The sequence below is a fragment of the Streptomyces sp. NPDC005863 genome (assembly GCF_042871345.1).
Classification (GTDB): Bacteria; Actinomycetota; Actinomycetes; order Streptomycetales; family Streptomycetaceae; genus Streptomyces.
On record NZ_JBIAII010000013.1, the window covers coordinates 173,311 to 196,877 of the forward strand.

At 72.0% G+C, this 23,567-nt stretch carries 18 protein-coding genes; 11 read left to right on the forward strand and 7 right to left on the reverse strand.

Translation table 11 applies throughout. The annotated features are described in order from the left end of the window. Positions 1–7 precede the first annotated feature (7 nt). On the reverse strand, positions 8–550 hold the full coding sequence (locus ACFYO9_RS33715) for a DUF937 domain-containing protein (RefSeq protein WP_358778939.1): 543 nt from the start codon (positions 548–550) through the stop codon (positions 8–10). Positions 551–873: 323 nt separating this feature from the next. Between ACFYO9_RS33715 and ACFYO9_RS33720 the strand changes: the two genes are divergently transcribed. Together ACFYO9_RS33720 and ACFYO9_RS33725 are read left to right on the forward strand one after the other, a co-directional pair. Then, entirely contained in the window at positions 874–3,180 is a 2,307-nt protein-coding gene (locus ACFYO9_RS33720) for an ATP-dependent RecD-like DNA helicase (protein ID WP_355819911.1), read from the forward strand. A gap of 133 nt (positions 3,181–3,313) precedes the next feature. Next, positions 3,314–4,612 (forward strand): citrate synthase, encoded by a 1,299-nt coding sequence (locus ACFYO9_RS33725; RefSeq protein ID WP_358778940.1) that lies wholly within the window; start codon positions 3,314–3,316, stop codon positions 4,610–4,612. Between the two features lie 423 nt (positions 4,613–5,035). On the opposite strand, the gene ACFYO9_RS33730 is transcribed toward ACFYO9_RS33725, so the two are convergent. The 4 genes from ACFYO9_RS33730 to ACFYO9_RS33745 form a co-directional block, all read right to left on the reverse strand. Continuing rightward, the gene (locus ACFYO9_RS33730; RefSeq protein WP_355819915.1) at positions 5,036–7,321 is read right to left on the reverse strand and encodes a heavy metal translocating P-type ATPase; all 2,286 of its coding nucleotides are present in this window, start codon (positions 7,319–7,321) and stop codon (positions 5,036–5,038) included. Positions 7,322–7,467: 146 nt separating this feature from the next. Further along, positions 7,468–7,785: a heavy-metal-associated domain-containing protein gene (locus ACFYO9_RS33735; protein WP_355819917.1), complete on the reverse strand. Its 318-nt coding sequence runs from the start codon at positions 7,783–7,785 to the stop codon at positions 7,468–7,470. Between the two features lie 160 nt (positions 7,786–7,945). Beyond that, positions 7,946–8,143 (reverse strand): MerR family transcriptional regulator, encoded by a 198-nt coding sequence (locus tag ACFYO9_RS33740; RefSeq protein WP_355819919.1) that lies wholly within the window; start codon positions 8,141–8,143, stop codon positions 7,946–7,948. A gap of 231 nt (positions 8,144–8,374) precedes the next feature. Further along, on the reverse strand, positions 8,375–9,280 hold the full coding sequence (locus ACFYO9_RS33745; protein ID WP_355819921.1) for a sugar phosphate isomerase/epimerase: 906 nt from the start codon (positions 9,278–9,280) through the stop codon (positions 8,375–8,377). Between the two features lie 156 nt (positions 9,281–9,436). Here ACFYO9_RS33745 and iolC point away from each other — a divergent pair, with 156 nt between their 5' ends. The 7 genes from iolC to ACFYO9_RS33780 all read left to right on the forward strand — a co-directional run bounded on the left by iolC (position 9,437) and on the right by ACFYO9_RS33780 (position 17,841). Next, positions 9,437–10,438: a 5-dehydro-2-deoxygluconokinase gene (gene iolC / locus ACFYO9_RS33750; protein ID WP_355819980.1), complete on the forward strand. Its 1,002-nt coding sequence runs from the start codon at positions 9,437–9,439 to the stop codon at positions 10,436–10,438. Continuing rightward, the gene (locus ACFYO9_RS33755) at positions 10,435–11,319 is read left to right on the forward strand and encodes a deoxyribose-phosphate aldolase (RefSeq protein WP_355819922.1); all 885 of its coding nucleotides are present in this window, start codon (positions 10,435–10,437) and stop codon (positions 11,317–11,319) included. Before iolC ends, ACFYO9_RS33755 begins: the two co-directional genes overlap by 4 nt. 53 nt (positions 11,320–11,372) lie before the next feature. Continuing rightward, entirely contained in the window at positions 11,373–12,185 is an 813-nt protein-coding gene (iolB, locus tag ACFYO9_RS33760; RefSeq protein WP_355819924.1) for a 5-deoxy-glucuronate isomerase, read from the forward strand. Further along, positions 12,182–14,071 carry a 3D-(3,5/4)-trihydroxycyclohexane-1,2-dione acylhydrolase (decyclizing) gene (gene iolD, locus ACFYO9_RS33765; protein WP_358778941.1) on the forward strand — a complete coding sequence of 630 codons (1,890 nt, stop codon included), beginning with the start codon at positions 12,182–12,184 and terminating at the stop codon, positions 14,069–14,071. The genes iolB and iolD overlap by 4 nt, the downstream gene beginning before the upstream one ends. Positions 14,072–14,088: 17 nt before the next feature. After that, positions 14,089–15,591 carry a CoA-acylating methylmalonate-semialdehyde dehydrogenase gene (mmsA, locus tag ACFYO9_RS33770; RefSeq protein ID WP_355819927.1) on the forward strand — a complete coding sequence of 501 codons (1,503 nt, stop codon included), beginning with the start codon at positions 14,089–14,091 and terminating at the stop codon, positions 15,589–15,591. A gap of 106 nt (positions 15,592–15,697) precedes the next feature. Then, positions 15,698–16,042, forward strand: coding sequence for a 5-carboxymethyl-2-hydroxymuconate delta isomerase (locus tag ACFYO9_RS33775; RefSeq protein WP_355819929.1), 345 nt, complete (start codon positions 15,698–15,700; stop codon positions 16,040–16,042). Positions 16,043–16,428: 386 nt separating this feature from the next. Then, a complete protein-coding gene (locus ACFYO9_RS33780) occupies positions 16,429–17,841 on the forward strand; it encodes an APC family permease (protein WP_355819931.1) in 1,413 nt (470 codons plus the stop codon). A 13-nt stretch (positions 17,842–17,854) separates the two neighbouring features. On the opposite strand, the gene ACFYO9_RS33785 is transcribed toward ACFYO9_RS33780, so the two are convergent. Both ACFYO9_RS33785 and ACFYO9_RS33790 read right to left on the reverse strand, forming a co-directional pair. Next, entirely contained in the window at positions 17,855–18,508 is a 654-nt protein-coding gene (locus tag ACFYO9_RS33785; RefSeq protein WP_355819933.1) for a response regulator transcription factor, read from the reverse strand. Beyond that, the gene (locus ACFYO9_RS33790; protein WP_355819935.1) at positions 18,493–19,752 is read right to left on the reverse strand and encodes a histidine kinase; all 1,260 of its coding nucleotides are present in this window, start codon (positions 19,750–19,752) and stop codon (positions 18,493–18,495) included. The genes ACFYO9_RS33785 and ACFYO9_RS33790 overlap by 16 nt, the downstream gene beginning before the upstream one ends. Before the next feature lie 171 nt (positions 19,753–19,923). Here ACFYO9_RS33790 and ACFYO9_RS33795 point away from each other — a divergent pair, with 171 nt between their 5' ends. Both ACFYO9_RS33795 and ACFYO9_RS33800 read left to right on the forward strand, forming a co-directional pair. Continuing rightward, positions 19,924–22,581, forward strand: coding sequence for an alpha/beta fold hydrolase (locus ACFYO9_RS33795; RefSeq protein WP_358778942.1), 2,658 nt, complete (start codon positions 19,924–19,926; stop codon positions 22,579–22,581). Then, a complete protein-coding gene (locus ACFYO9_RS33800) occupies positions 22,578–23,474 on the forward strand; it encodes an ABC transporter permease (RefSeq protein ID WP_358778943.1) in 897 nt (298 codons plus the stop codon). Before ACFYO9_RS33795 ends, ACFYO9_RS33800 begins: the two co-directional genes overlap by 4 nt. Positions 23,475–23,567 lie beyond the last annotated feature (93 nt).

Below are 23,567 nucleotides of genomic sequence, written 5' to 3' on the forward strand. Positions count from 1 at the left end.
CCGATCCCTACTTGCGGCCGCCCAGGATCTGCCCCAGCAGGTCGCCGATGCCGCCTCCCGCGGAGGGCGCGGACGCCGTGGTCCCCGCACCGCCGGGCCCCTTCGTGCGCGCGGCGCGCTTGGAGAGCACCGCGAGGACGACGGGGATGAGCATCTCGATGACGCGGGTGACCGTCGGCGCGGGGATGCCGGTCTTCTTGGAGACCGCGTTGGCCACCGGCTTGCTCATCTTCGCGAGGACGCCGGACATCATCCCGCCGGCCGCCAGACCGCCCAACCCGCCGAAGGCGGCCACTCCTTGGAGGGGCACCTCCTCGGGCGGGGGCGCCTCGCCGACCTCGGTGACGGCCTGGCGCACCTCCTCCGCCTCCGCGGGGTCCGACGTGTCCGCCTTCTCCTGCAGATTCCCGGAGAGCGCGGACACCGTGGTGCCCACGACGTCCTGGGCGCCGGACTGATCAGTTCCGAGCAGACCGGCGATCTCCTGCAGCTTGTCGTCGCCGAGCTCGTGCAGCACGTCCTGCTCGAAGGACCGAGGTTCATCGCTCATGCGACAAACGCTACGTCTGCCCCGCTTTGTCAGCATCTCCAAGCCGCCGAAAAAATTCATGGCAACGCCGTGCAACCCTTCGGGCACCACGCGTGTCGTACTTGGCGTCAGAACCCATGAGGGGGGAACCAGGATCTGGGGGGATCCGGGGGATCCGGGGGGATCGAGAGTTCTGGCAGGGGAGGGGAACCCGAAGGGGCCCGGTCCGAGGACCGGGCCCCTTCGAAGGTTGTCGCCGGGGATTTCGGGCCGGGGGATCTCGGACCGCGTGGAGTTTTCCACAGGCTCACCACGCTGTCGGTGCCGGACGGTAGCGTCGGATCATGGCGAGTCCAGCTGCGGCGACGGCGGTGCTCGAGGGGGTCCTCGAGCGCATCACGTACGCCAACGAGGAGACGGGATACACCGTCGCGCGCGTCGACACCGGCCGCGGCGGCGGCGACCTGCTGACCGTGGTCGGCGCCCTGCTCGGCGCGCAGGCAGGCGAGAGCCTGCGGATGCAGGGCCGCTGGGGCTCCCACCCGCAGTACGGCAAGCAGTTCACCGTGGAGAACTACACGACGGTGCTGCCCGCCACCATCCAGGGCATCCGCCGCTACCTCGGCTCCGGCCTCATCAAGGGCATCGGCCCGGTGATGGCCGACCGGATCACCACCCACTTCGGCGTGGACACCCTCGACATCATCGAGACCGAGCCGAAGCGGCTGGTCGAAGTGCCCGGACTCGGCCCCAAGCGGACCAAGATGATCGCCGCCGCCTGGGAGGAGCAGAAGGCCATCAAGGAGGTCATGGTCTTCCTCCAGGGCGTCGGCGTCTCCACCTCCATCGCCGTGCGCATCTACAAGAAGTACGCCGACGCCTCGATCTCCGTGGTGAAGAACGAGCCGTACCGCCTGGCGGCCGACGTCTGGGGCATCGGCTTCCTCACCGCCGACCGCATCGCCCAGTCCGTCGGCATTCCGCACGACAGCCCCGAGCGCGTCAAGGCCGGTCTGCAGTACGCCCTTTCGCAATCCACCGACCAGGGCAACTGCTACCTCCCCGAGGAGCGCCTCATCGCCGACGCGGTGAAGCTGCTCCAGGTCGACACCGGCCTCGTCATCGACTGCCTTGCCGAACTCGCCGGCGAGGAGGAGGGCGTCGTCCGCGAGAGGCTCCCCGACCCGGACGGCGGCGACGACATCACCGCCGTCTACCTCGTCCCCTTCCACCGCGCCGAACTGTCCCTGGCGGGGCAGCTGTCGCGGCTGCTCAGGACGGACGAGGACCGCATGCCCGCCTTCCGGGACGTCGCCTGGGACAAGGCGCTCACCTGGCTCTCCGGCCGCACCGGCGCCGCGCTCGCGCCCGAACAGGAGGAGGCGGTCCGGCTCGCGCTGACCCAGAAGGTCGCCGTCCTGACCGGCGGACCGGGCTGCGGCAAGTCCTTCACGGTCCGCTCCGTCGTCGAGCTGGCCCGCGCCAAGAAGGCCAAGGTCGTCCTCGCCGCCCCCACCGGGCGCGCCGCCAAGCGCCTCGCCGAGCTCACCGGAGCCGACGCCTCCACCGTGCACCGCCTGCTCGAACTGCGGCCCGGCGGAGACGCGGCGTACGACAGGGAGCGGCCGCTCGACGCCGACCTGGTCGTCGTCGACGAGGCCTCGATGCTCGACCTGCTGCTCGCCAACAAGCTGGTGAAGGCCGTGCCGCCCGGCGCCCATCTGCTCTTCGTGGGCGACGTGGACCAGCTGCCCAGCGTCGGCGCCGGCGAGGTGCTGCGGGATCTGCTCAGCGCCGGAAGCCCGATCCCCGCCGTCCGGCTCACCCGCATCTTCCGGCAGGCCCAGGAGTCCGGCGTCGTCACCAACGCCCACCGCATCAACTCCGGTGTCCCGCCCATCACCCAGGGCATGAAGGACTTCTTCCTCTTCGTCGAGGACGAGACCGAGGACGCGGGACGCGTCACGGTGGACGTGGCCGCGCGCCGCATCCCGCAGAAGTTCGGCCTCGACCCGCGCCGTGACGTTCAGGTCCTCGCCCCCATGCACCGCGGCCCGGCCGGCGCGGGCCACCTCAACGGCCTCCTCCAGCAGGCCATCACCCCGGCCCGGCCCGACCTGCCGGAGAAGCGGTTCGGCGGCCGGGTGTTCCGCGTCGGCGACAAGGTCACCCAGATCCGCAACAACTACGAGAAGGGGCAGAACGGCGTCTTCAACGGCACGGTGGGCGTCGTCACGGCCCTCGACGCCGACGAGCAGCGGCTCACCGTGCGCACCGACGAGGACGAGGAAGTCCCCTACGACTTCGACGAACTGGACGAGCTGGCGCACGCCTACGCCGTGACCATCCACCGCTCCCAGGGCAGTGAATATCCCGCCGTGGTGATTCCGGTCACCACCGGGGCATGGATGATGCTGCAGCGGAATCTGCTCTATACGGCGGTGACACGCGCCAAGAGGCTGGTCGTTCTGGTCGGTTCGCGCAAGGCTCTGGGTCAGGCGGTGCGCACGGTCTCGGCGGGCAGGCGCTGTACGGCCCTGGATTTCCGGCTTTCCGGACACCGCGGAGCGGGCCCGGGAAAGTTTGATCGATCAAACGAGTCGGAAACGTCACACAGCACTTCCGGAACCGGGGCGAAGGGGGCAGGATGAGCAGGTTGGCGGCACTGAGTGCCGCCAATAGGCCCAATGGTCGACCCCGAGTGCACTCTCCAGGGCCAAATGGGGGATGGTAGAGACAGTCAGGGCACCTCGAAGAAGAGGCACAACGTCGGTGAGGGATGACGTGAGCGAGAACGCTAACAACGGTGTAGTACTGCGGTACGGCGACGACGAGTACACCTACCCGGTGATCGAGTCGACCGTGGGCGACAAGGGCTTCGACATCGGGAAGCTCCGCGCCCAGACCGGTCTGGTGACCCTGGACAGCGGCTACGGCAACACCGCCGCCTATAAATCCGCCATCACCTATCTCGACGGTGAAGAGGGCATCCTCCGGTACCGCGGCTACCCGATCGAGCAGCTGGCCGAGCGCTCCACCTTCACCGAGGTGGCGTACCTCCTGATCAACGGCGAGCTGCCGAAGGTCGACGAGCTGGCCACGTTCAAGAACGAGATCACGCAGCACACCCTGCTGCACGAGGACGTCAAGCGGTTCTACGACGGCTTCCCGCGGGACGCCCACCCGATGGCGATGCTGTCGTCGGTCGTCAGCGCGCTGTCGACGTTCTACCAGGACAGCCACAACCCCTTCGACGAGAAGCAGCGTCACCTCTCGACGATCCGCCTTCTCGCCAAGCTTCCGACGATCGCGGCGTACGCGTACAAGAAGTCGCAGGGCCACCCGGTCGTCTACCCGCGCAACGACCTCGGCTACGTCGAGAACTTCCTGCGCATGACCTTCTCGGTGCCCGCCGCCGAGTACCAGCTCGACCCGGTCGTGGTCTCCGCGCTCGACAAGCTCCTGATCCTGCACGCGGACCACGAGCAGAACTGTTCGACCTCCACCGTGCGTCTGGTCGGCTCCTCGCAGGCGAACATGTTCGCCTCGATCTCGGCCGGCATCTCGGCCCTGTGGGGCCCGCTGCACGGCGGCGCCAACCAGTCGGTCCTGGAGATGCTGGAAGGCATCCAGGCCTCCGGCGGCGACGTCGACACCTTCATCCGCAAGGTGAAGAACAAGGAAGACGGCGTGAAGCTCATGGGCTTCGGGCACCGCGTCTACAAGAACTTCGACCCCCGGGCGAAGATCATCAAGGCGGCGGCGCACGACGTCCTCTCGGCGCTCGGCAAGTCCGACGAGCTGCTCGACATCGCGCTGAAGCTGGAGGAGCACGCGCTGGCCGACGACTACTTCGTCGAGCGCAAGCTCTACCCCAACGTGGACTTCTACACCGGTCTCATCTACCGGGCCATGGGCTTCCCCACCGAGATGTTCACCGTGCTCTTCGCGCTCGGCCGGCTGCCCGGCTGGATCGCCCAGTGGCACGAGATGATCAAGGAGCCGGGTTCGCGCATCGGCCGCCCGCGCCAGATCTACACGGGCGAGGTTCTCCGGGACTTCGTCCCGGTCGAGGGCCGCTGACCCTCCCGGGCTCCCGCGCACAAAGCGGAAAGCGCCCCGCCGCCGATCCCCCCACGGGTCGACGGTCGGGGCGCTTCCCTTTTTCCCGGTGCGGATTCCCCCCACGGGATCCGGCCGGGCGTCTGTGGATGCCCTGCGGTCTGCCGGGACGCGTACGTACGGGAGGGCCGCTCAAAGCTCCCCGGTGCACGTGCCCCGGCAACGCAATTTCCAAGGAACATCCCCCAAGATGTCCCTCGATGTCGGAAGACGTCCCCCAAGACATCTTCCTGCATCGCCCCATTAGACTCGCGACCCGCCTCAATGGTTACGTGCCAATCACTGTGATCTGCGTCTCTTGCATATGTCGCAAACAGGCGCAAGAGCCCCCGTATGGGGATTCTGTGACCAGGGTGAGGATGCTGAAACGGCCCTGTGAAGGGGTTATGTAAACGCCCTCAGGCGGAGGCTGTTGGTCACCACGAAGACCGAGGAGAACGCCATCGCGGCGCCCGCGATCATCGGGTTCAGCAGACCGGCCGCGGCGAGCGGCAGCGCGGCGACGTTGTAGCCGAAGGCCCAGAAGAGGTTGCCCTTGATGGTGGCGAGGGTCTTCCGGGAGAGCCTGATGGCGTCGGCCGCGACCCGCAAGTCCCCGCGCACCAGTGTCAGGTCGCTCGCCTCGATCGCCGCGTCCGTGCCGGTGCCCATCGCCAGGCCGAGGTCGGCGGTGGCGAGCGCGGCGGCGTCGTTCACGCCGTCCCCGACCATCGCCACGACCTTGCCCTCGCCCTGCAACCGCCGTACGACGTCGACCTTCTCCTCGGGCAGGACCTCCGCGAACACGGCGTCCGGCGCGATGCCCACGGCCTCGGCGACCGTCGCGGCGACGGCGCGGTTGTCGCCGGTGAGCAGCACCGGCGTCAGACCGAGCGCGCGCAGTTCCCGTACCGCTTCGGGGCTTGTCTCCTTCAGGGCGTCCGCGACCCCCAGGACGCCGCGTGCGGCGCCGTCCCAGGCGACCAGGACGGCGGTGCGGCCCGCGGCCTGTGCCGCGTCCCGCAGCTCGGTGACGGCCTCCAGGCCGCTCACGCCCGCCTCCGCGAGGAGCCGCTCGCGGCCCGCGATGACCGCGTGCCCCTCCACCGTGCCGCGCACCCCGGACCCGGCGACGTTCTCGAACCCCTGCGGCGTCCCCAGCTCGCCCACCGCGACCCCTAGACGGTCCGCGGCGCCCGCCGCGACGGCCCGGGCCACGGGGTGCTCGGAGGCGTGCTCCAGGCCGCCCGCGAGCCGCAGCAGCAGCTCCTCGTCGGTGCCCTCGACGGCGTGCACGTCCGTCAGCTCCATGCGCCCCGTCGTCACGGTGCCCGTCTTGTCCAGGACGATCGTGTCGACGCGGCGGGTGGACTCCAGGACCTCCGGGCCCTTGATGAGGATGCCGAGCTGGGCGCCGCGGCCGGTGCCGACCATCAGGGCCGTCGGCGTCGCGAGGCCGAGCGCGCAGGGGCAGGCGATGATCAGGACGGCGACGGCCGCGGTGAACGCTGCGGTGGCGTCGCCGGTGGCGCCGAGCCAGCCGCCGAGTGTGCCGATCGCGATGAGCAGCACCACCGGCACGAAGACGCCGGCGATCCGGTCGGCGAGCCGCTGCACCTGGGCCTTGCCGGTCTGCGCGTCCTCCACAAGGCGGGCCATCCGGGCCAGCGAGGTGTCCGAGCCGACGCGCGTCGCCCGGACCACGAGCCGCCCGGCGACGTTCACGGTGCCGCCCGTCACGGCGGTGCCCTCGCCGACGTCGACCGGTACGGACTCGCCGGTCAGCATCGAGGCGTCCACGGCGGACGCGCCCTCGACGACGGTGCCGTCGGTGGCGACGGTCTCGCCGGGCCGTACGACGAAGAGGTCCCCGACGGCGAGGCGCCCGACCGGCACCCGCTCCTCGGCGCCGTCCCGCAGCACCGCCACGTCCTTGGCGCCCAGCTCCAGCAGGGCGCGCAGCGCCGACCCGGCCTTCCGCTTGGAGTGGGCCTCCAGCCAGCGGCCGAGCAGGATGAACGTGACGACGCCCGCGGCGACTTCGAGGTAGATGGTGGAGGCGCCCTCGCCGGGTCCCGCCGTGAGGTCGAAGCCGTGCCGCATGCCCGGCATGCCGGCGTCGCCGAGGAACAGCGCCCACAGGGACCAGCCGAAGGCGGCGAGCGTGCCGACGGAGACGAGGGTGTCCATGGTCGCGGCCGCGTGCCGCAGATTGGTGAACGCCGCCCGGTGGAAGGGGAGTCCGCCCCAGACGACGACGGGCGAGGCGAGCGTCAGCGAGAGCCACTGCCAGTAGTCGAACTGCAGGGCGGGGACCATCGCGAGCAGCACGACGGGCAGGGCGAGCAGCGCGGAGACGGTCAGGCGCTGCCGCAGCACGTCGGGTTCGGCGATGTCGGCGGTGGTCGCGGCCGCCGGTGCGGCGTCCGCGGGCTCCGGCGGGGGCGGCACGATCTCCTGTGCCGTGTAGCCCAGCTTCTCGACCAGGGCGATGAGCCGGCCGACCTCGACCCCCTCGGCGTACTGGACCTTGGCCTTCTCGGTGGCGAGGTTGACCGTGGCGGTCACGCCCTCCACGCGGTTCAGCTTCTTCTCGATGCGCGAGGAGCAGGAGGCGCAGGTCATTCCGCCGACGGCGAGTTCGACCGCGGTGACCTCGGCGTCGGTCGTGGCGCTTGGGGCTTCCGTCATGGCTCTTCCGTACTGCTTCCGTGCTGCTGCTTCAGGCGTGTTTCCGAGGTGGGACGGCTCCGGGCCCTGTGGCGCCGGCGCGGCGTCACAGAGCCCGGGTCTCCCGGCGGGCGGGCCGCCGGTGGACGGCGCGGCCCGCGGGTGCGTCAGGCCTTGACGCCGACGAGCTCGTAGCCCGCCTCGTCGACGGCCTCGCGCACGGCCGCCTCGTCCAGCGGGGCCTCGGAGACCACGGTCACCTGGCCCGTGGACGCGACGGCCTTGACGGAGCCGACCCCCGCGATCTCCGAGATCTCCGCGGTGACCGCGCCCTCGCAGTGCCCACAGGTCATCCCCGTCACCTCGTACACGGTGGTGACGGCGCCCTGCGGCGCCTCGGCGCCGGAGTGGCAGGAGCCGCTGGGGGAGCAGCAGGAGCCGGCCGACTCGGAGGCGGCCTGCGGGAGCTCGGTCTGGGCGCTCATGTCGTTCTCCTCGGGAAAGGGGTGTGTGTACGGATGCGGCGTAGCGTGCAGGAGGGGGCCCCGGAGTCCCGGCAACCTCCTGCCACACTTCGACACTATACCCCTGGGGGGTACTTCTCAACGAGGTGGGGCGCGGCCCCTCCGTGCCGCGCCCCCCGTCTCACTCTCTGCGTCCCCGGTTCCCCGGCCGGGCCGCGACCCAGGCGCGGACGGTGTCCGCGTACCAGTAGGGCTTGCCACTCTCCACGTGGTCGGGGGCGGGGAGCAGACCGTGCTTGCGGTAGGAGCGCACGGTGTCGGGCTGCACCCGGATGTGCGCGGCGATCTCCTTGTACGACCAGAGCCTGCGGTCGGTCATCGGTGGCACCTCCCTGCGCGCACCCAGGGCGGCCGGAGAAGCCGACGGGGGAGCTGGGTGCGACGCGTGGCGATCACTCAGCCTGTGCCCGGTGAACGACGCTGAGTGACCACGGGAGAGCGGCTGTCGACCGCCTGTGACGCAAGACCCGCGTACGCGAGACATGTGTGACAGGACGTGGGTGTTTGTGACGTAAGTGACGCATCTGCGGGGCACGTCCCCCCGGCGTGGCTACCCCCGGGCGCCGCACGAGCGCAGGTAGGAGCGGGTGCGGCGGGCGATCGGCAGCGGCTTGTCCGGCGCGCACGGGTACATGTCCTGCTCCACGATGGCGAAGAGCTCCACGCCGAGGCGCTGGGCCGCGGCGAGGACCGGCTCCAGGGCCGGCACCCCGGCGGGCGGCTCGCACATCACGCCGCGCGCCACCGCGGGCCCGAACGGCACTTCACGCTCCCGCACCTCGGCGAGGATCTCCGGGTCGACCTGCTTGAGGTGCAGATAGCCGATGCGCTCGCCGTACGTCTCGATGAGCTTGAGGTTGTCGCCGCCGCAGTAGGCGTAGTGGCCGGTGTCCAGGCAGAGCGAGACGAGGCCGGGGTCGGTGGCGTCGAGGAAGCGGGCGACGTTCTCCTCGCCGTCGATGTGGGTGTCCGCGTGCGGGTGGACCACCACGCGCAGCCCGTACCGCTCGCGGACCTCGTGGGCCAGGCGCTCGGTCTGGGTGGTCAGTTCGCGCCATTGTGCCGGGGTGAGAATGCGGTCCTCCAGGACCTCGCCGGTCTTGTCGTCGCGCCAGAAGGCGGGGATGACGACGAGGTGTTCGGCGCCCATGGCCTGCGCGAGCGCCGCGTTCTCCGCCACGTGCGCCCAGGTCTTCTCCCAGACGGCGGGGCCGTGGTGCAGACCCGTGAAGACGGTGCCCGCGGACACCTTGAGGCCGCGCCGGGCCGTCTCCTCGGTCAGTTCGGCCGGGTCGGTGGGCAGATAGCCGTACGGGCCGAGCTCGATCCACTCGTATCCGCTCGCGGCGACCTCGTCGAGGAAGCGGCGCCACGGCACCTGCCGCGGGTCCTCGGGAAACCACACGCCCCAGGAGTCGGGCGCCGAACCGATCCGGATGCGAGACAGCGTCGTCATGTCAGCCAGACTCCAGGCCGTCTCGGAAGAGTGTCAAGCAGTGGTCCGAATGTAAGGACAAAATGTTGACAGGGTTCCCGGGGCGGGATTAGACCTGGGGGCACACGAGGCGATGAAGGGGCGTGCAGGGTGTCCGATCCGTTCGACGTCATCACGATGGGCCGGATCGGGGTGGACCTGTACCCCCTCCAGGCGGGCGTGCCGCTCGCCGAGGTGACCGCGTTCGGGAAGTTCCTCGGCGGCTCCGCGAGCAACGTCGCGGTCGCCGCGGCCCGCCTCGGGCGGCGCGTCGCCGTGATCACGCGCACCGGCGACGACCCCTTCGGGGCCTATCTGCACGGCGCGCTGCGGGAGTTCGGCGTCGACGACCGGTGGGTGAGTTCGGTCCCGGGGCTGCCGACGCCGGTCACCTTCTGCGAGATCTTCCCGCCGGACGACTTCCCGCTGTACTTCTACCGGCTGCCGAAGGCGCCCGACCTGGAGATGTACGAGGACGAGCTCGACCTCGACGCGATCGCGGCGGCGCGGATCCTCTGGATGACCGGGACGGGGCTGTGCGCGGAGCCGAGCCGCTCGGCGACGCTCGCGGCGCTCGCCCACCGGGCGCGGGCGGGGTCGGGATCGGGGACGACCGTGTTCGACCTGGACTGGCGGCCGATGTTCTGGGCCGACCTCGATCAGGCGCGGCCCCACTACGCCGCGGCCCTCGCGCACGCCACCGTCGCCGTCGGCAACCTCGACGAGGTCGAGATCGCCACGGGGGAGCGCGAACCGCGGGCGGCGGCGCGGGCGTTGCTCGACGCGGGCGTCGAACTGGCCGTCGTCAAACAGGGACCCGCCGGAGTCCTCGCGATGAACCGCGCGGGGGAGGCGGTGCGGGTGCCGCCGCTGCCGGTGAAGGTCCTCAACGGCCTCGGCGCGGGCGACGCGTTCGGCGGGGCGCTGTGCCACGGGCTGCTCGCGGGGTGGGAGCTGGAACGGATCATGCGGTACGCCAACGCGGCGGGGGCGATCGTCGCCTCGCGGCTGGAGTGCTCGTCCGCCATGCCGTTTCCTGGCGAGGTCGCCTCGGCGGTACGTCAGAATGCGGCCCCTCCGGCGTTTGAGGAGCGGGGTCCGGGGCGGAGCCCCGGGAACGGCGGGCTGAGGCAACCGTGAGTTCCGTCGACGTCGCCGCGCTCGCCCGTACCCGGGCCCGGCACCCCGAAGCCGTCGCCGAGGCCGCGGCCCGGCGCCCGCGGCGCGACCTGCTGGCGGCGAACGGGCGGCTCATGATCGTTGCCGCCGATCATCCCGCCCGTGGCTCGCTCGGCGTGGGGCGGGAGCCGTTCGCCATGGCCAACCGGGGCGACCTCCTCGAACGGCTCTGTCTCGCGCTGTCGCGGCCCGGCGTCGACGGCGTGCTCGCCAGCGCCGACGTCCTGGATGACCTGCTCCTCCTCGGCGCCCTCGACGGCAAGGTCGTCATGGGGTCGATGAACCGGGGCGGGCTCGCCGGGGCCGCCTTCGAGATGGACGACCGGTTCACCGGGTACCGGCCCGAGGACCTGGCGCGGCTCGGCTTCGACGCCGGCAAGCTGCTGCTCCGCGTCGACCACGCCGACCCGGGGTCCCTGACCACCCTGCACTCCGCCGCCCGCGTCGTCGACGCCATGGCGGAGCGGCGGCTTCCGGTCTTCGTCGAGCCCTTCCTCACCCGCAGGGAGGGCCCGGGGCCGCCCCGCAACGACCTGGGCGCCGAGGCCGTCACCCGCTCCATCGCCATCGCCTCCGGGCTCGGCGGCAGCTCCGCGTACACCTGGCTGAAGGTCCCCGTCACCGACAACCCCGACGACATGGCCCGCGTCATGGAGACCTCGACGCTCCCCGCCGTGCTGCTCGGCGGCGACATCGGCGGCGATCAGGACGCCGCGTACGAGAAGTGGCGCGGCGCCTTGCAACTGCCCACCGTGCAGGGTCTGGTCGTCGGCAGAGCGCTCCTGTACCCGTCCGACGGCGACGTGGCGGGGGCGGTCGACACCGCGGTGGGGCTGCTGTAGCGGCGCCGCGGCGGGGCAGGCGGTGAGCGGGACGACGAGGCTGGGAGGCCCACATGACGTACGTACCGAAGGGGAGCGCGGCCGAGGGGGCGTACGCGCTCGACATCGATCCGGAACGGGCCGGCTGGGACTACTCCGCGCTGCGCGTCGTCGAGCTCGAACCGGGCGGCACGCATGCCTTCGACGCCGGAGAGAGTGAATGGATCGTGCTCCCGCTGACCGGCGGCTGTACGGTGCAGACAGCAGACGGGATCATCGAACTGCTGGGCCGCGACAGCGTGTTCAGCGGAGTCTCCGACTTCGCTTACGTGCCGCGCGACGCCCGGATCCAGATCGCCTCCGGCGCGGGAGGCCGCTTCGCCCTGGCAGGAGCGAAGTGCGAGCGTCGACTCCCCGCCCGCTACGGCCCCGCGCCGGAGGTACCCGTGGAGAACCGGGGCAGCGGCACCTGCGCCCGCGAGGTGCGGGGCTTCGCGGCGGCGGACGCCTTCGACTGCGACCGGCTGATCGCCGTCGAGGTGGTCACGCCCGGCGGCAACTGGTCCTCGTACCCGCCGCACAAGCACGACGAGCACACGCCCGGCGTCGAGGCGGAGCTGGAGGAGATCTACTACTTCGAGATCGAGGCGCGAGGCGGCCGTGCAGGATGGGGGTACCAGCGGGTGTTCCCGTCCCGGCCCGGCGGCACCGACGTCCTCGCCGAGGTCCGCACCGGGGACGCCGTGCTGGTGCCCGACGGCTGGCACGGACCGTCCATCGCCCAGCCCGGCCACGCCCTGTACTACCTGAACGTGATGGCGGGTCCGGGCGAGGAGCGGGAGTGGCGGATCCGCTTCCACCCCGACCACACGGAGGGATATCGATGACGCAGACGCAGGCGGGCACCGTGCGGCTGACCACCGCACAGGCGCTCGTACGCTTCCTGTCCCGGCAGTTCACCGAGCGGGACGGGGTACGGCAGCGGCTGATCGGCGCGACCTGGGGCATCTTCGGGCACGGCAACGTGGCGGGCCTCGGCCAGGCGCTCGTGGAGCACGCCGACGCCATGCCCTTCCACCAGGGCCGCAACGAACAGGCCATGGTGCACGCCGCCGTCGGGTACGCCCGCCAGTCGGGCCGGCTCTCCACCCACGCCGTCACCACCTCCATCGGCCCCGGCGCCACCAACCTCGTCACCGGCGCCGCGCTCGCCACCGTCAACCGGCTGCCCGTCCTGCTGCTGCCCGGCGACACCTTCGCGACCCGGCCCGCCGACCCGGTCCTCCAGCAGCTCGAAGTCCCGTACGCGGGCGACGTGTCCGTCAACGACTGCCTGCGCCCGGTGTCCCGGTACTTCGACCGCGTGACCCGGCCCGAGGCGCTGATCCCCGCCGCGCTCGCCGCGATGCGGGTGCTCACCGACCCCGCGGAGACCGGCGCCGTCACCCTCGCGCTGCCGCAGGACGTGCAGGCGGAGGCGTACGACTGGCCGGCGGAGTTCTTCGCCGAGCGGGTGTGGACCGTGCGCAGGCCCGCCCCCGACCCGTGTGAACTCGCCGCCGCGGCGGCCGCGGTGCGCGCGGCCCGGCGTCCCCTGGTCGTCGCGGGCGGCGGTGTCCACCACAGCGCCGCCGAGGACGCCCTGCGGACGTTCGCCGACGCGACCCGCATCCCCGTCGCCTCCACCCAGGCCGGCAAGGGCTCCCTGCGCCACGACCATCCGGCGGACGTCGGCGGCATCGGGCACACCGGCACCGCCACCGCCGACGAACTGGCCCGCACCGCCGACCTGGTGATCGGCGTCGGCACCCGCTACAGCGACTTCACCACCGCCTCCGGCACCCTCTTCGAGGGCTCCGGGGTGCGCTTCCTCAACCTCAACATCGCGCCCTTCGACGGCCACAAGATGGCGGGCACCACCCTGGTCGCCGACGCGCGCGCCGGCCTGACGGCCCTCACCCGGGAGCTCCGCGGCCACCGCGTCGAGCCCGCGTACACCGTCGAGTACGCCGACGACAAGGAGCGCTGGGAACAGCGCGTCGACGCCGCGTTCCAGGCCGATGAGCCGGACATAAGGCCCACCCAGCCCCAAGTCCTCGGCCTGCTCGACGCGTTGGTGACCGGCGAGGACGTGATCATCAACGCTGCCGGGTCGCTCCCCGGCGATCTGCACAAGCTGTGGCGGGCCCGCTCGCCGCGCCAGTACCACGTCGAGTACGGCTACTCCTGCATGGGATACGAGATCCCGGCCGCCATCGGCGTCGCGCTCGCCGCGCCCGAGCGGCCCGTCTGGGCGCTGGTCGGCGACGGCACGTATCTGATGAATCCGACGGAGATCGTCACCGCCGTCCAGGAGAACCTGCCGATCAAGGTCGTCATCCTGCAGAACCACGGGTACGCGTCCATCGGCGGCCTCTCGGAGTCCGTGGGCGGCGAGCGGTTCGGCACCGCCTACCGCTTCCGGGCGCCGGACGGCACGTACACCGAGGGCCCGCTCCCCGTGGATCTGGCGGCGAACGCGGCCTCCCTCGGCATGCGCGTGCTGCGCGCCAAGACCGTCCGTGACCTGCGTGCGGCGCTGCGCGAGGCGCGGGGGGCAGACCGCCCCACATGTGTCTATGTGGAGACGGAAACGGCAGACACAGTGTCGGGCCCGCCCCCGGCGCAGGCGTGGTGGGATGTGCCCGTGGCGGAGACCGCGACCCGGGAGTCGGCGGTCAAGGCCAGGGAAGAGTACGACCGGCACGTCGCAGCCCGACGCCGCCACCTGTGAGAGTAGGGATGCTTGTCATGACGAAGACCGTCCACCACTGGATCGGTGGAAAGCCCGTCGAAGGCGCGTCCGGCAACTACGGCCCGGTCACCGACCCGGCGACCGGCGCCGTCACGACGCAGGTCGCGTTCGCGTCGGCCGGCGAGGTGGACGCGGCGGTCGCCGCCGCCCGCGAGGCCTTCGCGACCTGGGGCACGTCCTCGCTCGCCAAGCGCACCGCGATCCTCTTCACGTTCCGCGCGCTGCTCGACGCCAACCGTGACGCCATCGCCGAGCTGATCGTCGCCGAGCACGGCAAGGTGCACTCCGACGCGCTCGGCGAGGTAGCCCGCGGCCTGGAGATCGTCGACCTGGCCTGCGGCATCACCGTGCAGCTGAAGGGCGAGCTGTCCACCGAGGTGGCCTCGCGCGTGGACGTGTCGTCCATCCGCCAGCCGCTGGGCGTCGTCGCCGGCATCACGCCCTTCAACTTCCCGGCGATGGTGCCGATGTGGATGTTCCCGCTGGCCATCGCCTGCGGCAACACCTTCATCCTCAAGCCGAGCGAGAAGGACCCGTCCGCGTCGATGAAGATCGCGGAGCTGCTGAGCGAGGCCGGTCTGCCCGACGGCGTCTTCAACGTGGTGCACGGCGACAAGGTGTCCGTGGACCGCCTCCTGGAGCACCCGGACGTCGCCGCCGTCTCCTTCGTCGGCTCCACGCCCATCGCCCGCCACATCCACGCCACCGCCTCCGCCAACGGCAAGCGCGTGCAGGCGCTCGGCGGCGCCAAGAACCACATGCTGGTGCTGCCCGACGCCGACCTGGACGCCGCGGCCGACGCCGCCGTCTCCGCCGCGTACGGCTCGGCGGGCGAGCGCTGCATGGCGATCTCGGCCGTCGTCGCGGTGGGCTCGATCGCCGACGAGCTGGTCGGCAAGATCAAGGAGCGCGCCGAGAAGATCAAGATCGGTCCGGGCAACGACCCGTCGTCCGAGATGGGCCCGCTGATCACCGCGGCCCACCGCGACAAGGTCGCCTCGTACGTCACGGGCGCCGCGGCCGAGGGCTGCGAGGTCGTCCTGGACGGCACCGGTCTCACGGTCGAGGGGCACGAGGACGGCCACTGGATCGGGCTCTCGCTGCTCGACCGGGTACCGACCACCGCCAAGGCCTACCAGGACGAGATCTTCGGCCCGGTCCTGTGCGTCCTTCGCGTCGACACGTACGAGGAGGGCGTGGCGCTCATGAACGCCTCGCCGTTCGGCAACGGCACCGCGATCTTCACCCGGGACGGCGGCGCGGCCCGCCGCTTCCAGCTGGAGATCGAGGCGGGCATGGTCGGCGTGAACGTGCCGATCCCGGTGCCGGTGGGCTACCACTCCTTCGGTGGCTGGAAGGACTCGCTCTTCGGCGACCACCACATCTACGGCAACGACGGCACGCACTTCTACACCCGCGGCAAGGTCGTCACCACGCGCTGGCCCGACCCGTCGGACGCGCCCTCCGGCGTCGACCTCGGCTTCCCGCGCAACCACTGAGCCGGGCTCCCCTCCCTCGGCTCCGAAGCCCCCGGCCCCGGCCGGGGGCTTCGCCGTTGGTTCACCGTTCTACGATGTGTGTGCACTACATGAAAGGCCGTGAGCCATGCCGCACATCGACATCGACTACGCCGACACCCTGTCCGGCGTCCTGGATCTGCCCGCCCTGGTGGCGGAGCTGCATCCGCTGGTCGTGGAGCGGGTGGACTCGGTCGGGGTCGGCAAGACCTTCTGCCGGGCCGCGCCCGCCTTCGTGGACGGGCGGCCCGCGGCGGCCTTCGTGCACGTCACGGTGGGCCTGCTGGCGGGGCGGACGCCCCGGGTGAAGGCGGCGCTCTCGGCGGACGTCCTCGCGCTGCTCGGCAAGCATCTGTCCGGGGCGCCGGACGCGACGTACTCGGTGGAGGTCCGCGACCTCGATCCCTCGTACCGGCTGTGGCCGACGCACTGAGCGCGCCCGTGGGGTGACCGAACGTGGAGCAGGGCCGTCCGGAATCCGGACGGTCCTGATTCTTTTTTGACGCCGTCCTTGCGGTTCCCGTGCACAGGGTGCAATTCGGGCAACCAATGCTCCTGAGTTCATACGCCTGCAATATCAAGGTCATATTCACCACGGGCATGTTCATTGCGACCCTCCGAAGCAAACTCTTGGGAAAGCCAGGCAACTTGGGGATCTTCGCGACTGCGGATTCCGTAGGTAAATGACCGTTGACGTTCCGGTTGCCGCCGGGGTTCGATGACGCGCCGGGAGCCACCGAAAGACCAGATCAACAGCCTTCGGAGGCGATAGCGCTCCCGCCGCACTCCTGCCGCACGAGTCGATCGGAACCGCGCTTCATGACCGATACGCTTCGCCCGCTCCAGACCGCCGCCGAGAATCCCCCGGCGCCGACAGCCGTCCCCGGCGATCCCCAGAAGCTCAAGCGTTCCATCGGCGTCGTCGGCGGCACCCTCCTCACGCTGTCGTGCGTGACGCCCGCCTCCACGCTCTTCGTGGTCGTCCCGGACCTCTTCTCCTCGCTCGGCACGGCCACGGCCCTCACCATCGCCATCGGCTCGCTGCTCTGCGTGGGCGTCGCGTTCTGCTACTCGGAGCTCGGCACCCTGATCCCCAGCGCGGGCGGCGAGTACGCGATGGTCTCGACGATGGCGGGCCGCCTGGCCGGCTGGCTGGTCTTCGTCCTCTCCCTCCTGGTCGTGATGATCGTCCCGCCCGTGATCGCCATGGGCACCGCCGACTACCTGGCCCCGGTCATCCACCTCGACCCCTCCTACGCGGGCGCCGGCGTCATGATCCTCGCCACCCTCGCGGGCCTGCTCGACCTGCGCGCCAACGCGTGGATCACCGGCATCTTCCTGGTCCTCGAGGTCATCGCGGCCGGCGTGGTGGCCGTCCTCGGCTTCACGCACGCGGAGCGCGGCGCGGGCAGCCTGACGGACCTGTCGGTGGCGGGCTCGGGCCCCGGCGGCGTCGACACGGTCACGGCGATGCTGATCGTCTCCGGCCTCGCGATCGCCCTCTTCGTGACGCAGGGCTTCTCCACGGCCGTCTACCTCTCCGAGGAGCTGGAGAACCCGCGCCGCAACGTCGCGCGCACCGTCCTCGCGACCCTCGCCATCTCCACCGTGATCATCCTGGTCCCGGTCGTCGCCATCACCATGGGCGCCGACAGCCTGACCGCGCTGACCGAGGGCGACATCAGCGCCATGGTGACGGACTGGTCGAACTCCGCCGTCGGCACGTTCGTCAGCCTCTGCGTGGCCCTCGCGATCATCAACGCGGGCATCGTCATGGTCATCCAGAACTCCCGCGTCCTGTTCGCGTCCGCGCGGGACAAGGCCTGGCCCTCGCCCGTGAACAAGGGCCTGTCGAAGCTCGGCGCGTCCGGCGCCCCCTGGGTGGCCACGCTCCTGGTCGGCGTCCCCGGCGCGCTCCTGTGCTTCGTCAACCTGGACACGCTGTACGGCGTGACCGGCGTCTCCGTGACCGGCATGTACCTGCTGGTGGCGGTCGCCGCGCTGCTGGCCCGGCGCGGCGCGCACCGGCACGGCTCCGCGTGGCGGATGCCGCTGTGGCCCGCGGTGCCGGTGGTGCTCATCGCGGTGCTCGGGTACGTCCTCAGCCAGCAGGAGGCCAAGTTCCTCCTGTGGACCGGCGGCATCGTGCTGGCCGCGACCCTGTACTGGGCCTGCTACCTGCGCCCGCACCGCGGGACGCGGTGGCTGGTGAGCGTGCCGGAGGAGTCCTGAGGATTCCGCTTCCTCAGCCGGAGTCCGCGTTCAGGTAGGCGAGGACGGCCAGCACACGGCGGTTGCCGTCGTCGTCATCGCCGAGGCCCAGCTTGCCGAACAGCGAGGTCGTGTACTTGCTGATCGCGCTCTGGCTGAGGAACAGGCGGCGGCCGACGGCCTGGTTGGACAGGCCCTCGGCCATCAGGGCGAGCACGGACCGCTCGCGCTCGGTGAGCCGGTCCAGCCCCCGGCCCGGGGAGCCCGCGGACAGCAGCTTGGCGATGACGGCCGGATCCATGGCGGTCCCGCCGCCCGCGACGCGCTCCAGGGCGCCGATGAACTGGTCGGCGTCGAACACGCTCTCCTTCAGGAGATAGCCGACGGCGCCCGAACCGTCGGCCAGCAGCTCCCTGGCGTACAACTGCTCGACGTGCTGGGAGAGCACGAGGACGGGCAGTCCCGGCATCTCGCGGCGGGCGGCGAGGGCCGCGCGCAGCCCCTCGTCCGACTGGGTCGGCGGCATCCGCACGTCGATGACGGCCACATCGGGACGCCACGTGCGCAGCGCGTCGAGCGTCTCGGGCCCGGTCGCCGCGGTCGCCACCACCTCGTGCCCGCACGCCTCGATCAGGCGGACCATCCCGTCGCGCAGGAGGTAGAGGTCTTCGGCTACGACGATGCGCATGGCACCGCCATCCTCACCCGCGTGGGACCGCCCGCCGGGCTCGTGATCTCCACCGTGCCGTCGAAGGCCGCGATCCTGCGGCGCAGGCCCGCGAGCCCGCCGCCGTCCCGCGCGCCGGCCCCGCCCCGGCCGTCGTCCTCGACCTCCACCACGACGCCGACGCCGTCGTGGTGGAGGCGGACGCGGGCCAGGGAGGCCCGGGCGTGCCGGACCGTGTTCGTGAGCAGCTCGCAGACGCCGAAGTAGAGGGCGGACTCGACCGGCGCGTCCAGGCGCAGCCCGTCGTCGGCGGCGACGCGCACGTCGAGCGGGACGTCCAGGGCGAGCGCGCGGACGGCGTCGACGAGTCCCCGCTCGGTGAGCACCGGCGGGCTGATCCCCTGGACCAGCTCGCGGAGTTCGGCCAGTGAGGCGACCGCGCCGGCCCGCGCCTCCCGCATCAGCGTCCTGGCCTGCTCGGGGTCGGACGCCAGCAGCTTCTCCGCGGTCGCGAGGGAGAGCCCGAGGCCCACCAGGCGGGCCTGCGCCCCGTCGTGCAGGTCGCGCTCGATGCGGCGGATCTCCGCCGCCTGTGCGACCGTCGCGTCCGCGCGCTGGGCGGTCAGCTCGTCCACCCGGTCGGCCAGCGCCATCGCGGGCGACGGGCGCAGGAAACGTACCGCCAACGGCTCCAGGGGCCGCCAGGCGTACGGCGCGCAGGCGACGGCCACCACCGCGCCGAGCGCCCCCGCCAGGCGCGGGGCGAGCCCCGGCTGGAGGAGTCCGACGGCCGCCGCACCCGCCCCGGCCGGCGGCAGGCAGGCGACCAGTCCCGCGGTGAACGGCACGACCGCGGTGAAGCGCAGGTCGCGCCAGTTGGCCGGGTCGCCCCACCGGACCCGCCACTTCTGGTCGAGGAGGGCGTCGCGGCTGGTGCGTTCGTAGCCGAAACCGTTCCACCAGTACCCGGTGGACATCCGCGTCACCGGGCCGGCCCGCCGGTATCCGTCGGGGATCACGGTGCCCGTCCAGCGCGCGACGGCGTGGCGCACCGTCCGGCACACCGGCCTCGCGAGCCCGAGCGTTCCCACGCACACCAGCACGAGCGGGGCGAGCCACGACCACGGGTTGCCGGCACCCCACAGGATCCCGAGCGCCACGGCCGCGGCCCACACGGCGGGGATCAGCATCCCCACCACCGCCACGACGCACGCCCGCACGAACCCCGTGCCGACGCGCCCCAACCACCGACCCAGCTGCCGCATGCCTCTTCCTCCGCCGCTCGTGCCTTGCTCTGTGCCTCGACCCCGCACCACACGAACCCTGCCGCAACCCCGGCCTCCAGGGGAGTGGGGCTTGCCCCACCGTTGCCTACGTCCGTTGCCTACGTCCGGCCGCTGCCCCGCTTGTCGGACCCCGCCCGTACCGTTGGCGTCATGGATCTACGACTGCCCAGGCCCAGGTTCCCCGTGCCGCGCGGTCCGCGCAGGCTGCTCGCCGCGGCGGCCGCCGTCGCGGTGCTCGCCGGGGTGGGCACCTGGACGGCCGCCGCGTCGGACGACGCCCCCGCCGTGCACCGCGTGGACCGCAGGGTCGACACCGGCGCCGCCAAGATCGACACCTCGTACTTCACCGCGGGCGACCCGGACACCAAGCGCCCCGCGATCCTCATCGGGCACGGCTTCGGCGGCAGCAAGAACGACGTACGCGCCCAGGCCGAGGACCTGGCCCGGCACGGGTACGCGGTCATGACCTGGTCCGCCCGCGGCTTCGGCAGGTCCACCGGCAGGATCGGGCTCAACGACCCCAAGGGCGAGGTCGCCGACGCCCGCAAGCTGATCGACTGGCTGGCCACCCGCCCCGAGGTCCAGCTCGACAAGCCCGGCGACCCGCGCGTGGGCATGACCGGCGCGTCGTACGCGGGAGCGGTCTCCCTGCTCGCCGCCGGGTACGACCACCGGGTCGACGCCATCGCCCCGCAGATCACCTACTGGAACCTCGCGGACGCGCTCTTCCCCGACGGCGTCTTCAAGAAGATGTGGGCCGGCCTCTTCATCAACACCGGTGGCGGCTGCGACAAGTTCGAGAAGAAGCTGTGCGCCATGTACGAGCGGGTCGCCGAGGCCGGCAAGCCCGACGCGGCGGCGCGCAAGCTGCTCGCCGAGCGCAGCCCCGCGGCCGTCGGCGACAGCATTAAGGTGCCGACGTACCTCGCCCAGGGCCAGACCGACTCGCTCTTCCCGCTCACCCAGGGCGACGCCATCGCCAAGGGGATCCGGGCGAACCACGCGCCGGTCTCCGTCGACTGGATCGCGGGCGGCCACGACGGCGGCGACCGCGAGAAGGGCCGCGTGGAAGGCCGCGTCAACGACTGGTTCGACCGCTACCTCAAGGACGAACCGTCCGCCGACACCGGCCCGGCGTTCCGCGTCACCCGCACCGGAGGCCTCGACTCCACCGACGGGGCCGCGCGGAAGCGGGGCGCGAGCGGCGCCGTGTACCCGGGCCTGGAGAGCGGCCCGCGCGCGGTGCGACTCGGCGGCCACGAGCAGACGTTCGACAACCCGGCGGGTGCGAGCCCGCCCGCCATCTCCGGGCTCCCCGGCGTCGGCGGCGGCCGCCTCTCCCAGTTCGCCTCGCTCGGCGTGGGCGTCTCCGTCGACTTCCCCGGCCAGTTCGCCGCGTTCGGCTCGGCGCCGCTGACCAAGGACCTGCGGATCACCGGCACGCCCACGGTCCGCGCGCACGTGAAGTCCACCTCGCAGGACGCGGTCCTCTTCGCCAAGGTGTACGACGTGTCGCCCGGCGGCAAGCAGAAGGTGCTGCCCTCCCAACTCGTCTCTCCCATCAGGGTGGAGGGCGCCGGGCAGGGCAAGGACGTCGAGCTGCGGATGCCCGCCGTCGACCACAAGGTCCAGAAGGGCCACAGCCTGCGCCTCGTCGTCACCTCGACCGACCTCGGCTTCGCCTCCCCGGCCCAGCCCGCCAAGTACACCCTCTCCCTCAAGGGCGACCTGACGGTGCCGACGGCGCCCGGCGTGGAGACCGCCGCCGCGCCGCTGCCCTCCTGGGTGTGGTGGCTGCCGGCCACCGGCGCGGTGCTCGCCCTCGGCCTGCTGGTCACCGCCCGCCGCCGCACCTCGGCCCCCGCGCCCGACCCGGCACTCGCCGAAGTCCCGCTCCACATCAGCGGGTTGAGCAAGCGGTACGCCGGGTCCGCCGACCGGTACGCGGTCCGTGACGTCTCCTTCACCGTCGAGAAGGGCCAGGTCCTCGGCCTGCTCGGGCCGAACGGCGCGGGCAAGACGACCACCCTGCGCATGCTGATGGGCCTGATCCGCCCCGACGCGGGCGAGATCCGCGTCTTCGGCCGGGCGATCCGCCCCGGCGCGCCCGTCCTGTCCCGGGTCGGCGCGTTCGTCGAGGGCGCGGGCTTCCTGCCGCACCTCTCCGGCCGGGAGAACCTGGAGCTGTACTGGAAGGCGACCGGCCGTCCGCCCGAGGACGCCCACCTGGACGAGGCCCTGGAGATCGCGGGCCTCGGCGACGCCCTGGCCCGCGCGGTGCGCACGTACTCGCAGGGCATGCCCCAGCGCCTCGCCATCGCCCAGGCCATGCTCGGCCTGCCGGACCTGCTGATCCTCGACGAGCCGACGAACGGCCTGGACCCGCCACAGATCCGCGAGATGCGCGAGGTCATGATCCGGTACGCGCGCGCGGGCCGCACGGTCATCGTCTCCAGCCACCTCCTCGCCGAGGTCGAGCAGTCCTGCACGCACCTGGTCGTGATGGACCGCGGCCGGCTCGTCCAGGCGGGCCCGGTCGCCGAGATCATCGGCTCCGGGGACACGTTGTTCGTGGGGTTGGCGTCCGAGGTCCCCGACCCGCTGGTGGAGAAGGTGGCGGCGCTGCCCGGCGTCCTGTCGGCGGTACGGGCCGACGACGGCCTGCTCGTACGGCTGGACGGCACGGAGCGGGGGAGCGCGGCACACCTGCTGCCCGAGCTGGTCCGGCTCGACGTGCCGGTGGAGTCGGTGGGCCCGCACCGCCGCCTCGAAGACGCGTTCCTGACCCTGATCGGAGGCACGGCATGAGCGCCCCCACGCCCACACCCACGCCCACGTCCACGCCCACCCTGGAGCGGCCGACCGCACCCGGCTACCGCGCGGGCCGCACGCTGCCCCTGCGGGTCGAGGCGGTCCGCCAGCTGAAGCGGCGCCGCACGCTGGTGATGGGCGCCATCATGGCGCTCCTGCCGGTGATCCTCGTCGTCGCGTTCGCCGTCGCGGGCGGCTCACCGGGCTCCCGCAACGGCAGCGTGACGCTGATGGACACGGCGACGGCGTCCGCGGCGAACTTCGCCGCGACCTGCCTGTTCGTCTCGGCGGGCTTCCTGCTCGTGATCCCCGTGGCGCTGTTCTTCGGCGACACGGTCGCGTCCGAGGCGAGCTGGTCCTCGCTGCGCTATCTGCTGGCGGCGCCGGTCCCGAGGGCCCGGCTGCTCTGGTCCAAGCTGGCGGTCGCGCTCGGCATGAGCGCCGCGGCGATGGTGCTGCTGCCCCTGGTGGGCCTGGTCATCGGCACGGTGGCGTACGGGTGGGGCCCCCTGGAGATCCCGACCGGCGGCGAGCTCCCCGCGGGCACGGCGGCCCAGCGCCTGCTGGTCGTCGTGGCCTTCATCTTCGTCTCCCAACTGGTCACCGCCGGCCTGGCGTTCTGGCTCTCGACGAAGACGGACGCGCCGCTCGGCGCGGTGGGCGGAGCGGTCGGCCTGACGATCGTCGGCAACGTCCTGGACGCGGTGACGGCGCTCGGCGACTGGCGCGACTTCCTGCCGGCGCACTGGCAGTTCGCCTGGGCGGACGCGCTGCAGGCGCAGCCCGAGTGGGCGGGCATGATCCAGGGCGCGTCGATCTCGGTGACATACGCGCTGGTGCTGTTCGCGCTGGCGTTCAGGGGGTTCGCGCGGAAGGACGTGGTGAGTTGAGACGTGGTGAGTTGAGGGGGCAGGTATGCCGGCCCCGCCGGGCCTAGGACCTGCGCCCGATGCGCGCCGCGGGCACGCTGCCTAAGGTCGACC

What these genes read in the sequence shown, in the direction of transcription:
- ACFYO9_RS33715 (WP_358778939.1), bottom strand. Translation starts at nt 550, where the DNA reads ATGAGCGATGAACCTCGGTCCTTCGAGCAGGACGTGCTGCACGAGCTC.
- ACFYO9_RS33720 (WP_355819911.1), top strand. Translation starts at nt 874, where the DNA reads ATGGCGAGTCCAGCTGCGGCGACGGCGGTGCTCGAGGGGGTCCTCGAG.
- ACFYO9_RS33730 (WP_355819915.1), bottom strand. Translation starts at nt 7,321, where the DNA reads ATGACGGAAGCCCCAAGCGCCACGACCGACGCCGAGGTCACCGCGGTC.
- ACFYO9_RS33735 (WP_355819917.1), bottom strand. Translation starts at nt 7,785, where the DNA reads ATGAGCGCCCAGACCGAGCTCCCGCAGGCCGCCTCCGAGTCGGCCGGC.
- ACFYO9_RS33740 (WP_355819919.1), bottom strand. Translation starts at nt 8,143, where the DNA reads ATGACCGACCGCAGGCTCTGGTCGTACAAGGAGATCGCCGCGCACATC.
- ACFYO9_RS33745 (WP_355819921.1), bottom strand. Translation starts at nt 9,280, where the DNA reads ATGACGACGCTGTCTCGCATCCGGATCGGTTCGGCGCCCGACTCCTGG.
- iolC (WP_355819980.1), top strand. Translation starts at nt 9,437, where the DNA reads ATGGGCCGGATCGGGGTGGACCTGTACCCCCTCCAGGCGGGCGTGCCG.
- iolB (WP_355819924.1), top strand. Translation starts at nt 11,373, where the DNA reads ATGACGTACGTACCGAAGGGGAGCGCGGCCGAGGGGGCGTACGCGCTC.
- iolD (WP_358778941.1), top strand. Translation starts at nt 12,182, where the DNA reads ATGACGCAGACGCAGGCGGGCACCGTGCGGCTGACCACCGCACAGGCG.
- mmsA (WP_355819927.1), top strand. Translation starts at nt 14,089, where the DNA reads ATGACGAAGACCGTCCACCACTGGATCGGTGGAAAGCCCGTCGAAGGC.
- ACFYO9_RS33775 (WP_355819929.1), top strand. Translation starts at nt 15,698, where the DNA reads ATGCCGCACATCGACATCGACTACGCCGACACCCTGTCCGGCGTCCTG.
- ACFYO9_RS33780 (WP_355819931.1), top strand. Translation starts at nt 16,429, where the DNA reads ATGACCGATACGCTTCGCCCGCTCCAGACCGCCGCCGAGAATCCCCCG.
- ACFYO9_RS33785 (WP_355819933.1), bottom strand. Translation starts at nt 18,508, where the DNA reads ATGCGCATCGTCGTAGCCGAAGACCTCTACCTCCTGCGCGACGGGATG.
- ACFYO9_RS33790 (WP_355819935.1), bottom strand. Translation starts at nt 19,752, where the DNA reads ATGCGGCAGCTGGGTCGGTGGTTGGGGCGCGTCGGCACGGGGTTCGTG.
- ACFYO9_RS33795 (WP_358778942.1), top strand. Translation starts at nt 19,924, where the DNA reads ATGGATCTACGACTGCCCAGGCCCAGGTTCCCCGTGCCGCGCGGTCCG.
- ACFYO9_RS33800 (WP_358778943.1), top strand. Translation starts at nt 22,578, where the DNA reads ATGAGCGCCCCCACGCCCACACCCACGCCCACGTCCACGCCCACCCTG.